The 14300-nt window shown below is 63.9% G+C and carries 14 protein-coding genes; 6 read left to right on the forward strand and 8 right to left on the reverse strand.

Annotated features, from left to right (window positions below):
* Window positions 1-85: 85 nt before the first annotated feature.
* From FXB38_RS40215 to FXB38_RS40250, 8 genes are all read right to left on the reverse strand, one after another.
* On the reverse strand, window positions 86-535 hold the full coding sequence (locus tag FXB38_RS40215) for a hypothetical protein (RefSeq protein ID WP_148756422.1): 450 nt from the start codon (window positions 533-535) through the stop codon (window positions 86-88).
* A 25-nt stretch (window positions 536-560) separates the two neighbouring features.
* Window positions 561-1247: a hypothetical protein gene (locus tag FXB38_RS40220; RefSeq protein WP_148756423.1), complete on the reverse strand. Its 687-nt coding sequence runs from the start codon at window positions 1245-1247 to the stop codon at window positions 561-563.
* A 24-nt stretch (window positions 1248-1271) separates the two neighbouring features.
* Window positions 1272-1661, reverse strand: a complete 390-nt coding sequence (locus FXB38_RS40225) for a hypothetical protein (protein WP_148756424.1) — start codon at window positions 1659-1661, stop codon at window positions 1272-1274.
* A 159-nt stretch (window positions 1662-1820) separates the two neighbouring features.
* Window positions 1821-3164 carry a cytochrome c gene (locus tag FXB38_RS40230; RefSeq protein WP_148756425.1) on the reverse strand — a complete coding sequence of 448 codons (1344 nt, stop codon included), beginning with the start codon at window positions 3162-3164 and terminating at the stop codon, window positions 1821-1823.
* On the reverse strand, window positions 3161-5335 hold the full coding sequence (locus FXB38_RS40235; protein WP_148756426.1) for a xanthine dehydrogenase family protein molybdopterin-binding subunit: 2175 nt from the start codon (window positions 5333-5335) through the stop codon (window positions 3161-3163). The genes FXB38_RS40230 and FXB38_RS40235 overlap by 4 nt, the downstream gene beginning before the upstream one ends.
* 8 nt (window positions 5336-5343) lie before the next feature.
* Window positions 5344-5808, reverse strand: coding sequence for a (2Fe-2S)-binding protein (locus tag FXB38_RS40240; RefSeq protein WP_187435491.1), 465 nt, complete (start codon window positions 5806-5808; stop codon window positions 5344-5346).
* A gap of 564 nt (window positions 5809-6372) precedes the next feature.
* Entirely contained in the window at window positions 6373-7797 is a 1425-nt protein-coding gene (locus tag FXB38_RS40245) for a methyl-accepting chemotaxis protein (RefSeq protein WP_148756428.1), read from the reverse strand.
* Between the two features lie 107 nt (window positions 7798-7904).
* Window positions 7905-9647, reverse strand: coding sequence for a methyl-accepting chemotaxis protein (locus FXB38_RS40250; RefSeq protein ID WP_148756429.1), 1743 nt, complete (start codon window positions 9645-9647; stop codon window positions 7905-7907).
* 208 nt (window positions 9648-9855) lie between these two features.
* Here FXB38_RS40250 and FXB38_RS40255 point away from each other — a divergent pair, with 208 nt between their 5' ends.
* From FXB38_RS40255 to FXB38_RS40280, 6 genes are all read left to right on the forward strand, one after another.
* Complete coding sequence (locus tag FXB38_RS40255; protein WP_148756430.1) at window positions 9856-10602, forward strand: YebC/PmpR family DNA-binding transcriptional regulator; 747 nt, start codon at window positions 9856-9858, stop codon at window positions 10600-10602.
* A 98-nt stretch (window positions 10603-10700) separates the two neighbouring features.
* Entirely contained in the window at window positions 10701-11228 is a 528-nt protein-coding gene (gene ruvC, locus FXB38_RS40260) for a crossover junction endodeoxyribonuclease RuvC (RefSeq protein ID WP_148756431.1), read from the forward strand.
* Window positions 11225-11842 (forward strand): Holliday junction branch migration protein RuvA, encoded by a 618-nt coding sequence (gene ruvA, locus FXB38_RS40265; RefSeq protein ID WP_148756432.1) that lies wholly within the window; start codon window positions 11225-11227, stop codon window positions 11840-11842. The genes ruvC and ruvA overlap by 4 nt, the downstream gene beginning before the upstream one ends.
* 20 nt (window positions 11843-11862) lie before the next feature.
* Window positions 11863-12897: a Holliday junction branch migration DNA helicase RuvB gene (gene ruvB, locus FXB38_RS40270; RefSeq protein WP_187435492.1), complete on the forward strand. Its 1035-nt coding sequence runs from the start codon at window positions 11863-11865 to the stop codon at window positions 12895-12897.
* A 123-nt stretch (window positions 12898-13020) separates the two neighbouring features.
* Entirely contained in the window at window positions 13021-13938 is a 918-nt protein-coding gene (locus FXB38_RS40275) for a metallophosphoesterase (protein ID WP_148756434.1), read from the forward strand.
* Window positions 13939-13994: 56 nt separating this feature from the next.
* On the forward strand, window positions 13995-14183 hold the full coding sequence (locus FXB38_RS40280) for a type II toxin-antitoxin system VapB family antitoxin (RefSeq protein ID WP_148756435.1): 189 nt from the start codon (window positions 13995-13997) through the stop codon (window positions 14181-14183).
* The last annotated feature ends 117 nt before the right edge of the window (window positions 14184-14300 follow it).

Below are 14300 nucleotides of genomic sequence, written 5' to 3' on the forward strand. Positions count from 1 at the left end.
GCAGCAGAGATACCATCGCAAAGCAGTCCTTCTGTGGATTCACGTTGCTTACGGCAGGCTACGGCGCAAGGCGCTCTGATTTCCATCAACGGAGCGAGGCGACGAACTCACCCCACGACCATACCTTTACCGAAATATTGGCGCGCCGGATTTTGGCGGCAAGCCGGGTTTCGTTTGTTACAAGAACATCAGCCTCGCACGAAGCTGTTGCTGCTATCAGCGCATCCTCCGCGTGCTTTGCATTTCCCCCCGTTAGCGCCGCGATAGAGGCGTTCCCTTCGTCGCTGCCCCAACTGCATTCATCCCAACTAGAGACGTCCCAAACTGCGCCAGCCGTCGATACATTTTCGGTCAACCCATAGATCGCCATCAACGCGGCTCGCTTCGGCTCCGGAGCCCGTGACAGTTCATCGCGCTGAACGTGGGTGCTGACAAGTTTAATCGAGCCTTCAGCGATGCGCTCTCGAAGCACGCGAAGGACAGCCTGATCGGCCGCAATTAAGTCGTGTACGTTGCTGTCCAGCATGATGCGCAAGCAAAAAACCTCATAAATCCGAATGTTACTCTTTCGATTTCCGCATCCGTTCTAACGCTTGCGTCATAAGAGGCGAGTCGGCGCATTGCTTCTTGAGTGCCTCTACAGCCACCGGCAAGCCGGGATGGTTCAGGTACGATGTGAAGGTGAATGCAACACCCCAGAGCTGGACTATCTCGGCTTCGAGGCGTTCAAGATCGGCTAGTTTGTAAATGTAAGTGCAGCATTTTTGAGCGAGCTTCTCGTCTTGCTGTTTCGGTGAGTCTTCTTTTTTTGGCTTGTGGAATCTCTCGATCCAGTCTTTGGAAAGATTCTTGGTTTCGATCCACGGGATTTCATCCTCTTTGCCGTCAGGAATAGAACCAAAAATTCCGTGTGCTATGTCAGCGCGTTGGGTTTGAAGGCTCGCATAGATCAGCATGATCGCGTCAAATATTTCGCGGTCTGATTCCGCAAGTGTCATCTCTGCGGCGGCAACGAGGACATCGCGTTGAGCCCGCGCATTTCTGAGCGTGAGGAAGATCGCGACCGAAGCTTCTGAGTTTGCCTTTATCAGAGCGGCCAACAAGACCGCCATTTGCCAGTCCACATACGACCAAGCCATTATGCATCGGCCTGTTGCTTCGGCAATCTTTGGTTTTTTAGAAATATGTCCGATGCCGTAAATAAGATCGGCCTTCGAGTGGCTCGGTAAGAACGGTTGTCTTGGCATAAAAATTCCTAGTGCAAAAAACCGCTATTCCCCGGCGACCTTGGCACGGATATCGAAGACCTTGGTCACGGCATCAGATTGGAAGGTTCGCTGTGCGGCGTTCATTAGAACGACGATGGACGGCAGCGGCGCTGGGCAGGACGACGGGCCAAGCCGTTTGATGCAGTTTTCCTGCGCCTCTTTGAGTGTCGGACTTGCATCCATCTCTCGGCCAACAGGGTCAAAGGCTTCGCGCCATTTGTCGGAGCATCTCCGAAAAGCCATTTCGGCAATTTTTTCGGCGGGTTCGGCGCTGGTCAAGGCGTAGCTCGCCAACGCGGCTTCGCTGCATTGTTTGGCGTCGGCAACCGAATCTAGCGCTGACGCTGCCCTCGTCATGATCGCGAGCGTCAGCAGCCCCAGCAGTATCTTCATCGAGGGATTCGTCATGCAGCGATGGTAGCACGAGCGCATGGAACCACGTGGAAGGGACGCTAGATGAACGCAAGATTTAATTTACGTAGCTGTCTCAACGCGCTACATAGACCCGCGTTCTCCCATAAGGGGCGAAGGGGCAGCAGCGTTCGCGCGAGATTAATCCGCCGTCTGCTCCCGTAACTCCGCCACATCCTTCGCCGTCAGCTTCGAGCCCTTCGTCCCGAACCGCGCCGTCACGTAGTTCGCCACCGCCGCGATCTCATCGTCCGTATAGGCACTACCGAACGCGGGCATCGACAGCGCGCCGTCGGGCGTGTGGCGCTTGGTGCCTGAGAGCACGATCTGCGCGACGTTGGTGGCGGCGGGGTCGTTGACGGTCCAGGTGCCGGTGAGCGTCGCCATCGGCGACACCGGGCTTTCGCCGCTCCAGCCGTGGCAGCTGGCGCAGGCGCTGGCGAACACCTTTTTGCCGTGGGCATCTGCCGTGACGCCGTCCTTGTGCGAGGCGGGTGCGACCGGCGCCGTGGTGGCCGGCAGGTCGGGCGAGGGCACTGGCGGCACGCTGCGCAAATACGCAACGATGCTGCGGACGTCCTCCGGCGCAAACTGGCTGAAACTGTGGTCGACGGCTTCGCCCATCGGACCCGAGGCCGCGCCGTGGCCCGGCGCGTGGCCGAGCGATAGATAGGCGATCAGATCCTCGTCACGCCAATTGCCGAGGCCGGTGGCCTTGTCGGAGGAGATGTTGAAGGCCTGCCAGCCGGCGGTGATGGCACCGGCGAACTTCTTGCGGTTGTCCAGCGCAAAGCCGAGATTGCGCGGCGTGTGGCACTCGCCGCAATGCGCCAGGGCTTCCGCCAGATACGCGCCGCGATTCCACTCCGGGCTTTTCGAGGTATCAGGCGCAAACCGAGTGTCCGGGTTGAACACGGCGGACCAGAACATCATCGCCCAGCGCTGGTTGAACGGGAACGACAGCGTGTTCTCCGGCGGCTTGGCGCGCACCGCCGGCAGGCTGAACAGATAGGCCTTCACCGCCAGCACGTCCTCGTCGCTCATGTAGGTGTAGGACGTGTAGGGCATCGCAGGATAGAGCCGGGCGCCGTCGTGCCGCTTGCCGCGCTGGACCGCGTCGAGGAAGTCCTGGTCGCTGTAATTGCCGATGCCGGTCTCTTTGTCGGGCGTGATGTTGGTCGAGTAGAGCGTGCCGAACGGCAGCTTGAAGCCGAGCCCGCCGGAATAGTCCTTCCCGCCCGGACTGGTGTGGCAGACCATGCAGTCGGCCGCCTTCGCCAGATATTCGCCGCGCTCGACCAGGTTTGCTTTTTCGAGCCTGGCCGGCACGCCCGTGGGCTTGCCGGCGCGATAATCGGCCAGCGCCACCTTGGTGCCGCCAGCGAAATCCAGCGGACCGGGTCCGCGGATGATGAAGACGCCGAGCGCCACCGCGACGATGGCGATCACGACCAGGCTTGCGAGGATACGCATTGTCCGGCTCATGCCTTCCTCCCCGCAGCCAGCAGTTTCCGATCGATCGGTAGGCGCCGCAGCGCTACGCCGGTTGCGGCGTAAATCGCGTTGCGTAGCGCCGGCGGTCCGGCATTGACGCCGGCCTCGCCGATGCCGCCGGGCGCCTCGCCGCTCTTGACGACGATGACCTCGATCTTCGGGGTCTCGTTGATGCGCATCATGCGGTAGTCGTGGAAGTTCGATTGCTGCACGCGGCCCTTGTCGATGGTGATCTCGCCATACAGCGCGGCGGTGAGGCCGAAGATCAGTCCGCCCTCGATCTGCGCCTTCACCGTGTCGGGGTTCACAGCGATGCCGGTGTCGATCACCGAGGTGATGCGGCGGAGCACGATCTCGCCGATGTCGTCGATCTCGGCTTCCACCACGGTCGCGAGGTAGCTGGCAAACGACGGCTGCACGCAGACGCCGCGGCCGACGCGTGGCGGCAGCCTCTCACCCCAGCCGGATTTTTCCGCGACCAGATTCAGCACAGCCAGCGCGCGCGGGTTCTTTGTCAGATGGGCGCGGCGAAATTCGACCGGGTCCTTGCCGGCCTTGCGCGCCAGCTCGTCCATCGCGCATTCGAACGCGAACACGTTGTTGTTCGGGCCGACGCCGCGCCAGAAGCCGGTCGGCACCGCAGGCGGTTCGGCGCGGACATATTCGACCTGGAAGTTGGGAAAGTCGTAGGGCATGTCCGCCGCGGCATCGACCGCGTCGATATCGATGCCCTTCTGGAACGCCGGCGGCAGCCAGCGTGCAATCACCGCCGAGCCGGCGATCTTGTATTTCCAGGCCGACACCTTGCCATCGACCAGTGTCGCGGTGACCTGGTCGCGATAGACCGGGCGGTAGACGTCGTGCTGGATGTCCTCCTCGCGGGTCCAGATCACCTTGACGGGATAATCGACCTGCTTTGCGATCTTCACTGCCGCAACCACCATGTCCGGCTCGAGCTTTCGGCCGAAGCCGCCGCCGAGCAGATGCTGGTTGACGATCACCTTGTCGACGGGAACGCCGGCGGCCTTCGCCGCCTCCGCCTGCACGCGCGTCATGATCTGCGTGCCGGTCCAGATCTCGCAGGCGTCCGGTCGGACGTGGACAGTGGCGTTGATCGGCTCCATCGAGGCATGCGCCAGGAACGGCAATTCGAAGCTCGCCTCGAATCTGTCGCCGCTCGCCAGCCCCTTGGCGATGTCGCCGACTGATTTTGCGATCGCGCCGTCCTTCTCGCTGGCGGCGCGCAGGTCCTGCCAGATGTCCTTGGTGCTGATTTTTGCGTTCGGTCCCTCGTTCCATTCGATCTTGAGCGCTTCGAGACCTTTTTGGGCGGCCCATGTGTGGTCGCCGATCACCGCGACCGTATCCTCGAGCACCACGATCTTGCGCACGCCGGCGACTTTCATCGCCCCAGTGTCGTCGACCTTGCCGACCTTGCCGCCGAACACCGGACAATTGGCGATCACCGCGATCTTCATGTTCGGCAGGATCGCATCGATGCCGTAGACGACCTTGCCGTTGACCTTGTCCGGCGTGTCGAGCCGCTTCAGCGGCTGCCCGATGATGACGAAGTCCTTGGGGTCCTTGACCGCAACGTCCTTCGGCGGCGTTTGGCCCTGTGCGGCCAATGCCAGTTCGCCATAACCGATCTTGCGGCTGCTCGCGGCGTGCACGACCTCGCCTTTCGACGCCGTGCAGCTGGCAGGATCGACCTGCCATTGCGCCGCTGCGGCCTGCACCAGCATGGCCCGCGCGCTGGCGCCGGCGGCGCGCAGCGGTTTCCACCAGGCGCGGATCGAGGTCGAGCCACCGGTTGCCTGCAAGCCGAACACGGGATTGGCGTAGAGCTTGTCGTTGGGCGGCGCGTGCTGGACCTCGACCTTCGCCCAGTCGGCATCGAGCTCCTCAGCCAGGATCATCGCGATCGAGGTATAGACGCCCTGGCCCATCTCGACCTGCGGCATCATCAGGACGGTGCGGCCGGTCTCGTCGATGCGGATAAAAGCGTTGGGGGCGAACCTGCCGTCGGTCGTATCCTTCTGCTCTGGTTCGTTGGCGGCTGCGCGCAGCGGCAGATGAAAGGCGAGCAGGAAGCCGGTGGCGAGACCGCCGGTCAGCAGCGCGCGGCGGGAGACGTTCGGAAGATTCTTGTCGGTGAACATGGCGGACCTCACGACTGACGGCCGTTGGCGGCCTGCTTGATGGCCTCGCGGATGCGCACATAGGTGCCGCAGCGGCAGATGTTGCCGGCCATCGCCGCGTCGATGTCGGCATCGTCAGGGTTGGGCGTCGACACCAGCAGCGCCGCGGCCGACATGATCTGGCCGGACTGGCAATAGCCGCACTGAATAACCTCGGCATCGAGCCAGGCCTTCTGCACCTTCGCGCCTGACGGCGTGCCGCCGACATGTTCGATGGTGGTGACGGCGCGATTCGCGACCGCGCTGACCGGCAGCACGCAGGAGCGCACCGCCTTGCCGTCGACATGCACGGTACAGGCGCCGCATTGCGCGATGCCGCAGCCGAATTTGGTGCCGGTCATGCCGAGAATGTCGCGCAGCACCCACAGCAGCGGCATTTCGGGTGGCGCGTCGAATGATTTCGTTTCGCCGTTGATGGTGAGAACAGTTGCCATATGCATTCCCTTCTTCGCCAGATTGCTTACGGCGATCTAGTTGGCGAACTCGTGCGCGACAATAATCATACCGATGTGAAACGATGAAGCGTCGAAATTTCCGGCGATGCATATTTGCGTGGCTCGAGCATCAGGCCATGACGTTCACGAATTTGTGCGGCGATCGCTGCGGCGCTTTTGGGCTAATTGATATGATAAGCGTCATTTTCTGACGCTTTTGCATCCTATGCGGTGTCGACCTCCGCGCATCAGCGTGCGAATGCGCAAAACCATGCCAAGACGAAAGTCGTGCGATTGTGAAAGTCGGGTGAGGGCGGGCACGGTGCGCGTCTGAAGCAATCAGTTCCAATGGCGCAAAAGCCGACGTGCCCGATGATGGCATCGTGCTCCTGTTTTGCCCGACGGGTCAACTGGGACATTCGGAATTTGCTCAACGTCCCCCGCAAGCGAGAGAGGTCGCGCACCTTCTCCTTGGCAACCAGCCAAGCCTCATTTCATCCCGCTAAGCCATTGATTCCGCGCACCCCGGCTACTGTGCATGGGGTTGTTTTCGAGGTTTTTGATTCAGCCCTGACGAAACCCCATGCGGAATGCACCCCAGTGCTTGCCGCGGACCATGATCGGCGAGGACAGGTCCTTCATCAGCACGAACTGCCCGCCGCCCATGTCGCGCCGGTAGGTCTGCAGCAGGAAGGGTTTTGTGTTGGCCGCGACCTTCTTCACGGCGCGATCGGTGAAGAGGCGGCGGTTGCGGCAATTGGCGTTGTTCCAGACCGGGTCCTTGCCCTGCGGTAGCCGGTAGTTCGGATTGTGCGTCGGCAGATAGCCGCTCCTCGCCCAGGCGACGCAGAACACGATGCGGGGATCGGATTTCTGGACAGGGTCCTGGATCGCAGGCAGCACGCGATCGGTGAACTCGACATATTTGGTGAGATACTGCTTGGGGTCGGTGCCGGCGATCTCCCGGTAGCTCTCGTCCATGAGCTGGTCGAGCGTGATCTCGCCGCGATCGATCGCGGCCTCGAACTCGGCCGAGATGCGTTTGGCGGTGTCGACGACGGCGCGGATCAGCGGCGCATCGGATGTCTCCACGCCACTGTCGGCGATCAGCGCGATCAGGCCTTCGGAGGTGTCGAGCAGCTTTGTCACCCGCTGATCGGCATTCTTGAGATCGCGCGAGGACAGGTCGACGCCCTTGGCGAGCTCGTTGAGCTCGTTGATGACGGTGTCGCAGTGGCCGAGATTGGAGGTTGCTGCACGCGTGACGCTGTCGATCTCGGCTTCCACGGAGGCGAAGCCCTGCTGGACGCGCGAGATGATGCCGGAGATCTGCTGGGCGCCTTCGCCCGCGGTCTTGGCGCGCCGGGACGCATCGCTGCTCTCGCCGATCAGGCCTTCGATCTGGCCGTCGAGATCGCGCACGGTGTCGGCGATCTGGTGCGTGGCCTGCCGGGTGGCCTCCGCGAGGTTCTTGACCTCGCTTGCGACCACCGCAAACCCGCGTCCGGCATTTCCGGCACGCGCGGCCTCGATCGTCGCGTTCAACGCAAGCAGATTGGTCTGCTTGGCGATCGCCTCGATCGAGCCGGAGACTTTTGCGACCTGCGCCAGCGCCGAGCCGACGGCGCTCAGGCGCGCCTCGATCCGCTCCACGGCAGCAACGAGCTCGGAGATATGGCTGACCGCGGTGTCGACCGCACCGCGCGACTGCGCGATCTCTCCGACCGCCGCCGATGTGGTCGATTGCACCGCCTGTGAGGCGTTGGCGATGTCGTGGTTAGCCGAGACCATTGTCTCAGCCGTCGTCTGGAGATGGTGGAACCGTTCCGACTGGCTGGCGACGCGGTTGGCGACCTCCTGGACGTTCCCGGCGATGTCGGCAAGCTCGACACCGAGGCCGCCGATGCGGTCGGCAAGCTGGTCGATCAGCCGCTCGGCGAGCGTCCGGTTGGATCCAGTGTCCATGACTGCAAGCTGGGCGAAGGACATGTACGGGGCTTCCTCAAGTCAGAGCCGTTCGCCGGCCCTCCGCGGCATTCCCATTCCAACTTCACCTAAAGACGTGATTCGCGCCCGGCGTCTTGCCTGAGCGTGCACTACAGCTTGTAGGCCGTGCGAAATCCGCCCCAGTGCCGGCCCTGCACGCGGATCGGGACATCGATCTCGCGCATCATCACCGTGTTGCCGTTGCCCATGTCGCGCGCATAGCTCTGGATCAGGTACGAGCGCAGGTTGTGCGCCGCGGCCAACCCCGCCGGATCGTTGAAGATGCGGCGGTTGCGGCAATTGGCCGTGTTCCAGGCGGCATCGCCCGGCCGCTGCGGGTGCGAATAGATCTTGTTGTGGACCGGCAGGAAGCCGTTTCGGTCGACCATGGCGCAGAACGCCATGCGCGGTTCCTTGGCGAGAAAAGCTTCCTGGAACGGCGGCAGCGCGCGGTCGGCCCAGTCCAGGTATTTTGTGCGGTATTGCTGCGGACTGGTGCCGGCGATCTCGGCGTAGTCGGTGTCGAACAGGTCATCGATCTTGATCTCGCCGCGCGCGACCGCCTGCTCGAAAATCCGGGTCAGCGCGGTGCCGGCCTCCATCGCGCGGGTGACGAACTCGGTGTTCTCCTCGTGGATCGACCAGAGCTTGTCTTCGATCTTCTCGCGCTGCGCGGCATCGGGGTTGACGAATTGCGTGCGGGCGCCGGCCTTGGACTGCTCGACCACGCGCAGTCGGCAGGCCCCGACGTCCTCGAGGGTGCCGTCGATGATCGCCTGCGGCGCGAGCCGGCTTGCTTCCGCACCACCGATCAAGACGCCGTCCATCGCGATCTCATAGACCGGCAGCACGCCGCGCGCGCTCTCGAATTTGAGGTGGCAGGGCAGCCGCTCGGTCTTGCGGCGATCGTCGTGCTCGCTCTGGCGGAGCAACACCGCGCAGCGCGATTTCAGCTTCCGGGCGAAGGTCGTCACGGCCTGGCCGGCGCTGGCGACGTTCTCGCCATGGGTCTCGGCGGCCTTGGTCGCGGCGTCGATCTCGGCCGCGCTTTCGCCGACCGAGATGATGAACTGCGATGCGCTGGCCGCGTTGCCGGAGACCTCGCTGGTGGTGGCGTTCTGCTCGGCGACCGCGCCATTGACGGTGTCAAACACCGGGCGGATCGCCTCGATCGCCTGCGAGATCCGGTGCACCGCGTCCGCGGAGCCGGCGGCGTCGCGCTGGAGCGCGTCGATCTTTTTGGAGATCTCCTCGGTGGCGCCCTGGGTCTGTACCGCAAGCGCCTTGACCTCGGTGGCAACGACCGCAAAGCCTTTGCCTGCGGCGCCGGCGCGCGCGGCCTCGATGGTGGAGTTGAGCGCGAGCAGGGTGGTCTGCCGCGCGATCTGCGCGATCAGATTGACGACATTGCCGATCGCGGCGGAGGATTCACGCAGGCGGTCGACATTGGCGCGCGCCTCCTGCGCGGCGGCGCTGGCCTCGTCGGCGAGCTTGCCGGCCTCGCGGACCTGCGCGCCGATGCCTTGCGCGGACTGGGTGAACTTGTCGGCGGCATGGGCAAAGCCCGAGGCGTTCGACTGGGCGGCATTGGTCCGCCCGGTCAGTGCGTCGGTGCGCTGACGGATATCGGCAAGTGTCGTCGCGGTGGCCTCGGCGCCGCCCGCCACCGAATTGGCGGCGCGCTCAAGCTGGCGGATCATAGCGCCGAGCTCGAGTTCCAGCAGTTCCAGGATTTCCCGGGCCGAATCGACCTCGACCGCCGGAGCGGGCGCTGCCGCCGGCTGCGCGGCCTGCGCGGCTGCCGCTGGTGCGGCCATGTCCGGCCGGCGCTTCCGAAATAATGCGAACGCCATTGGGTCTACTCTTGTCGGGAGATGGGCGGACGCTATTTTCTCAGGCCGGAATGAAATCAGGGTTAACGGTGCCTGACTTCTGGGCACGGGTCCCTACGCTATTACCTTAAAGTATGAGAGGCTCTTTCATTCCGGTGGGTTGGCGGCCTATAAGGCCGCGCTTCCCCACGCTCACCTTTGGCGCACGATTCTCTCGAGAAGATCACGCATGGCCGGACATTCCCAATTCAAGAACATCATGCACCGCAAGGGGCGGCAGGATGCCCAGAAGTCGAAGCTGTTCGGCAAGCTGGCGCGGGAAATCACCGTTGCCGCCAAGCTGGGGACGCCCGATCCCAACATGAACCCGCGCCTGCGCGCGGCCATCATCGCGGCGCGCCAGGAGAACATGCCGAAGGACAATATTGAGCGTGCCATCAAGAAGGCGCTCGGCAGCGATGGCGAGAACTATGACGAGATTCGCTACGAGGGCTATGGCCCCGGCGGCGTCGCCGTCATCGTCGAGGCGCTGACCGACAACCGCAACCGCGCCGCCTCCGACATCCGCTCCTTCTTCACCAAATCCGGCGGCAATCTCGGCGAAACCGGCTCGGTGTCCTTCATGTTCGACCGCACCGGCATCATCGAATACGACCGCAGCGTCGCCGATGACGACGCGGTGCTCGATGCCGCGATCGAGGCCGGCGCCGACGACGTGGTCTCGGGCGAGGGTGGCCACGAAATCTATGCCTCGACCGAAAGCTATCGCGACGTCGCAAAGGCGCTGGAGGCCAAGTTCGGCGAGCCGCGCAAAGCTGCGCTGATCTGGAAGCCGCAGAACACGGTCGCGGTCGATGACGAGACCGGCGAGAAGCTGTTGAAGCTGATGGACCTGCTCAACGAGCACGACGACGTCCAGCACGTCTACGCCAATTTCGAGATTTCGGACGCGCTGGTCGCGAAGATGGGCGGCTGAGGCCTCGGAGCGGCGCTCACCTCACGAGACCGCCTTTCTCCGGGGACTTCTGTTCTGTTTCTGTTTCGCTATCATGGGCCAACCGCTATCACTGGCCCATGAGCGCGCTCCCGATTCGCCAACCCGTCCGCATCATCGGCATCGACCCCGGCCTGCGCCGCACCGGCTGGGGCGTGATCGAGGCCGACGGCAATCGCCTGATCTACGTCGCCTGCGGTTCGGTGGAACCGCCGGACGATTTGCCGCTGTCGAGCCGGCTGCTCGCGATCCATGAGGGGCTCACGGCGGTTCTCTCCAATCACAATCCGATGGAAGCGGCAGTCGAGCAGACCTTCGTGAACAAGGACGGCGTCGCGACGCTGAAGCTCGGCCAGGCCCGCGGCGTCGCCATGCTGGCGCCCGCAATGTTCGGCATCCCTGTCGCCGAATACGCGCCGAACCAGGTGAAGAAGACGGTGGTCGGCGCCGGTCACGCCGACAAGCAGCAGATCGCGATGATGCTGAAGATATTGCTGCCCAAGGCCGAGCCGCCGTCGGCCGACGCCGCCGACGCGCTCGCCATCGCCATCACCCACGCCCATCACCGCCAGAGCACGGCGCTCAGGCTGAAGGTGGTGGGACTATGATCGGCAAGCTCAAGGGCCTGATCGATTCCTACGGCGAGGATTATGTGCTCCTCGACGTCGGCGGCGTCGGCTATCAGGTGCATTGCTCGGCGCGGACGCTGCAGCATCTTCCCTCGCCGGGCGACGCAGCGGTGCTCTCGATCGAAACCTATGTCCGTGAGGATCAAATAAAACTGTTCGGCTTCCGCACCGACCAGGAGCGCGAATGGTTTCGCCTGCTCCAGACCGTACAGGGTGTCGGTGCCAAGGTCGCGCTCGCCGTGCTCGGCACGCTCGCGCCGGCCGATCTCGCCAATGCGATTGCTCTGCGCGACAAGGCTGCCGTGGCGCGCACCCCCGGCGTCGGGCCCAAGGTGGCCGAGCGCATCGTCACCGAGTTGAAGGACAAGGCGCCGGCCTTCGCCAATGTCGACCCCGCCGTGGTGCATCTCGCCGGCGCCGTCGACGAGCAGCGCGCGCCGCGACCTGTGGCGGACGCGATCTCCGCGCTGGTCAATCTCGGCTACGGCCAGCCGCAAGCCGCCGCGGCCATCGCCTCGGCCTCGCGCAGCGCGGGTGAGAACGCCGAAACGGCGCAGCTCATCCGGCTTGGGTTGAAGGAGCTCGCGAAGTGAGCGATCCCAAGGCCAACCGCATGGTCACGCCCGAGCGCCGCAGCGATGATGTCGGCGACATCGCGCTGCGGCCGCAATCGCTGTCCGATTTCGTCGGCCAGGCGCAGGCGCGCAAGAATCTCTCGATCTTCATCGAGGCGGCGCGCAAGCGCGGCGAGGCGCTGGATCACGTTCTGTTCGTAGGTCCCCCGGGCCTTGGCAAGACCACGCTGGCGCAGATCGTGGCCAAGGAGCTCGGCGTCGGTTTTCGCGCCACGTCAGGCCCGGTGATCGCCAAGGCCGGCGATCTCGCGGCACTCCTCACCAATCTCGAAGAGCGGGACGTGCTCTTCATCGACGAAATCCATCGCCTCAGCCCGGCGGTGGAAGAGGTGCTCTATCCCGCGATGGAGGATTTTCAGCTAGACCTCATCATCGGCGAAGGCCCGGCAGCGCGTTCGGTCAAGATCGAGCTGTCGAAATTCACTCTCGTCGGCGCCACCACGCGCGCCGGCCTGCTCACCAATCCCCTGCGCGATCGCTTCGGCATTCCGATCCGGCTCAATTTCTATACGATCGAGGAGCTGGAGAGCATCGTCACTCGCGGCGCGCGCGTGCTCAACGTCGGCATGAGCGCGGATGGCGCCAACGAGATCGCGCGGCGCGCCCGCGGCACGCCGCGCATCGCCGGCCGCCTGTTGCGTCGCGTGCGTGATTTCGCCTCGGCCGCCGATGCCGACCGGATCGACCGCAAGATCGCCGATCACGCGCTGAGCGCGCTCGAGGTCGATGCCGCCGGCCTTGACGCCATGGACCGCCGCTACCTCACGACCATCGCGACGAACTATGGTGGTGGCCCGGTCGGCGTCGAGACGATGGCCGCCGCGCTGTCGGAGCCGCGCGATGCGATCGAGGACATCATCGAGCCGTATCTCATTCAGTGCGGCTATCTCCAGCGCACCCCGCGCGGCCGCCTGCTCACCTCGCACGCCTTCCGCCATCTCGGCATCGCAGAGCCTTCGCGCGATGCGGCGGCCCAGTTCGGCCTGTTCGGTACGGACGAGAGCGACGACTGATTTGCGCGCATTGCCCTGGTGTCATGAACTTCCGGTAATCTCTGTGCAGACACTCTGCACGAACGCACCCCAATTCCGCTCCAATCGGATCGCATCAAGAGGCCGCATCACTATCGGACTTCCATGATCAATCGGCGTCATCTCATCCGTTCCATCGGCGGTCTCTCCGCCCTCGGCGTCTCGACCGCGGCTTACGGCGTTGGTGTCGAGCCGGTGTTGCGGCTACGCGTTACTCGCTATCATCCAATGCCGCGGCAATGGCCAGCGGATTTTCCGCTGAAGATCGCCGTCGTCGCCGACATCCATGCCTGCGATCCCTGGATGTCGCTGGATCGGATCGAGGCCATCGTCGATCGCACCAACGCTCTCAGTCCCGATCTCACCGTGCTGCTCGGGGACTATGTCGCCGGTCATCACCATGTCACGCGCATCATCCCGGCCGATGAATGGGCGGGGGTGCTGACTGGCCTCAAGGCGCCACTCGGCGTTCATGCCGTCATGGGCAACCACGACTATTGGGACGACAAGGTCGTGCAGCGGGCCGGGCGCGGGCCGACGGTCGCCCATCGTGCGCTGGAGGCGGCTGGCATTCCCGTCTACGAGAACGACGTCGTGCGTCTCACCAAGGATGGTCGCCCGTTCTGGCTCGCCGGCCTCGGCGATCAGCTCGCCTATGCGCCGTCGCAGCGCTACGGCCGCGCTCAGCGCTTCGGTGTCGACGATCTGACCGCGACGCTCGCAAAGGTTACGGACGACGCTCCAATCGTCCTGCTCGCGCATGAGCCGTATATCGCGACGCGCGTGCCCGCGCGTGTCGCGCTCCAGCTTTCCGGCCACACCCATGGCGGTCAGGTCCGCCTGTTCGGCTGGTCGCCTGCGCTTCCGCCGCAACACGGCATTCCGCTCGCCTACGGCCATCTGCGGCTGAAGTGCGACGTCATCATCTCCGGCGGCCTCGGTTGCAGCATCATGCCGGTCCGCGTCGGCGTGCCGCCGGAGATCGTCGAGGTGACGCTGGGGCGGGCGCCGGTGGTGGCGTGACGACGGGGCGTGAAACCTACATCAGATAATGCTACATCTGACGTAGAGGAGCGCTCATGATAGCCACGATTTCAATTGACGATGAGCTTTTCGCACAGGCACGACAGTTTGTCGGCGTTGCAGAGACATCTGCCGTTGTCGAGCAAGCATTGAGGGCGTTCGTCCAGATGAAGGCCGCACGCCGTCTTGCGCGCGCCGGGGGGACCCAGTCTGATGCCCATGCTTCGCCACGGCGCCGTCCCTGATATTCAGCGAGTTGTAGCTTGATGTCTCATCTCGACGGCGAAATCCGCGACGGCCGCCACCACATGCAGGTCCGCGTCTATTACGAGGACACGGATTTCCCTGACTTGCCATTGTCG

The sequence above is a fragment of the Bradyrhizobium cytisi genome (assembly GCF_008123515.1).
Taxonomy (GTDB): Bacteria; Pseudomonadota; Alphaproteobacteria; order Rhizobiales; family Xanthobacteraceae; genus Bradyrhizobium; species Bradyrhizobium cytisi.

Coding starts and splice junctions, on each gene's coding strand:
- FXB38_RS40245 (WP_148756428.1), bottom strand. CDS start 7,797: ATGTCCTTCGCCCAGCTTGCAGTCATGGACACTGGATCCAACCGGACG.
- ruvC (WP_148756431.1), top strand. CDS start 10,701: ATGAGCGCGCTCCCGATTCGCCAACCCGTCCGCATCATCGGCATCGAC.
- ruvA (WP_148756432.1), top strand. CDS start 11,225: ATGATCGGCAAGCTCAAGGGCCTGATCGATTCCTACGGCGAGGATTAT.
- FXB38_RS40250 (WP_148756429.1), bottom strand. CDS start 9,647: ATGGCGTTCGCATTATTTCGGAAGCGCCGGCCGGACATGGCCGCACCA.
- FXB38_RS40225 (WP_148756424.1), bottom strand. CDS start 1,661: ATGAAGATACTGCTGGGGCTGCTGACGCTCGCGATCATGACGAGGGCA.
- FXB38_RS40240 (WP_187435491.1), bottom strand. CDS start 5,808: ATGGCAACTGTTCTCACCATCAACGGCGAAACGAAATCATTCGACGCG.
- FXB38_RS40220 (WP_148756423.1), bottom strand. CDS start 1,247: ATGCCAAGACAACCGTTCTTACCGAGCCACTCGAAGGCCGATCTTATT.
- FXB38_RS40230 (WP_148756425.1), bottom strand. CDS start 3,164: ATGAGCCGGACAATGCGTATCCTCGCAAGCCTGGTCGTGATCGCCATC.
- FXB38_RS40255 (WP_148756430.1), top strand. CDS start 9,856: ATGGCCGGACATTCCCAATTCAAGAACATCATGCACCGCAAGGGGCGG.
- FXB38_RS40275 (WP_148756434.1), top strand. CDS start 13,021: ATGATCAATCGGCGTCATCTCATCCGTTCCATCGGCGGTCTCTCCGCC.
- FXB38_RS40235 (WP_148756426.1), bottom strand. CDS start 5,335: ATGTTCACCGACAAGAATCTTCCGAACGTCTCCCGCCGCGCGCTGCTG.
- ruvB (WP_187435492.1), top strand. CDS start 11,863: ATGGTCACGCCCGAGCGCCGCAGCGATGATGTCGGCGACATCGCGCTG.
- FXB38_RS40280 (WP_148756435.1), top strand. CDS start 13,995: ATGATAGCCACGATTTCAATTGACGATGAGCTTTTCGCACAGGCACGA.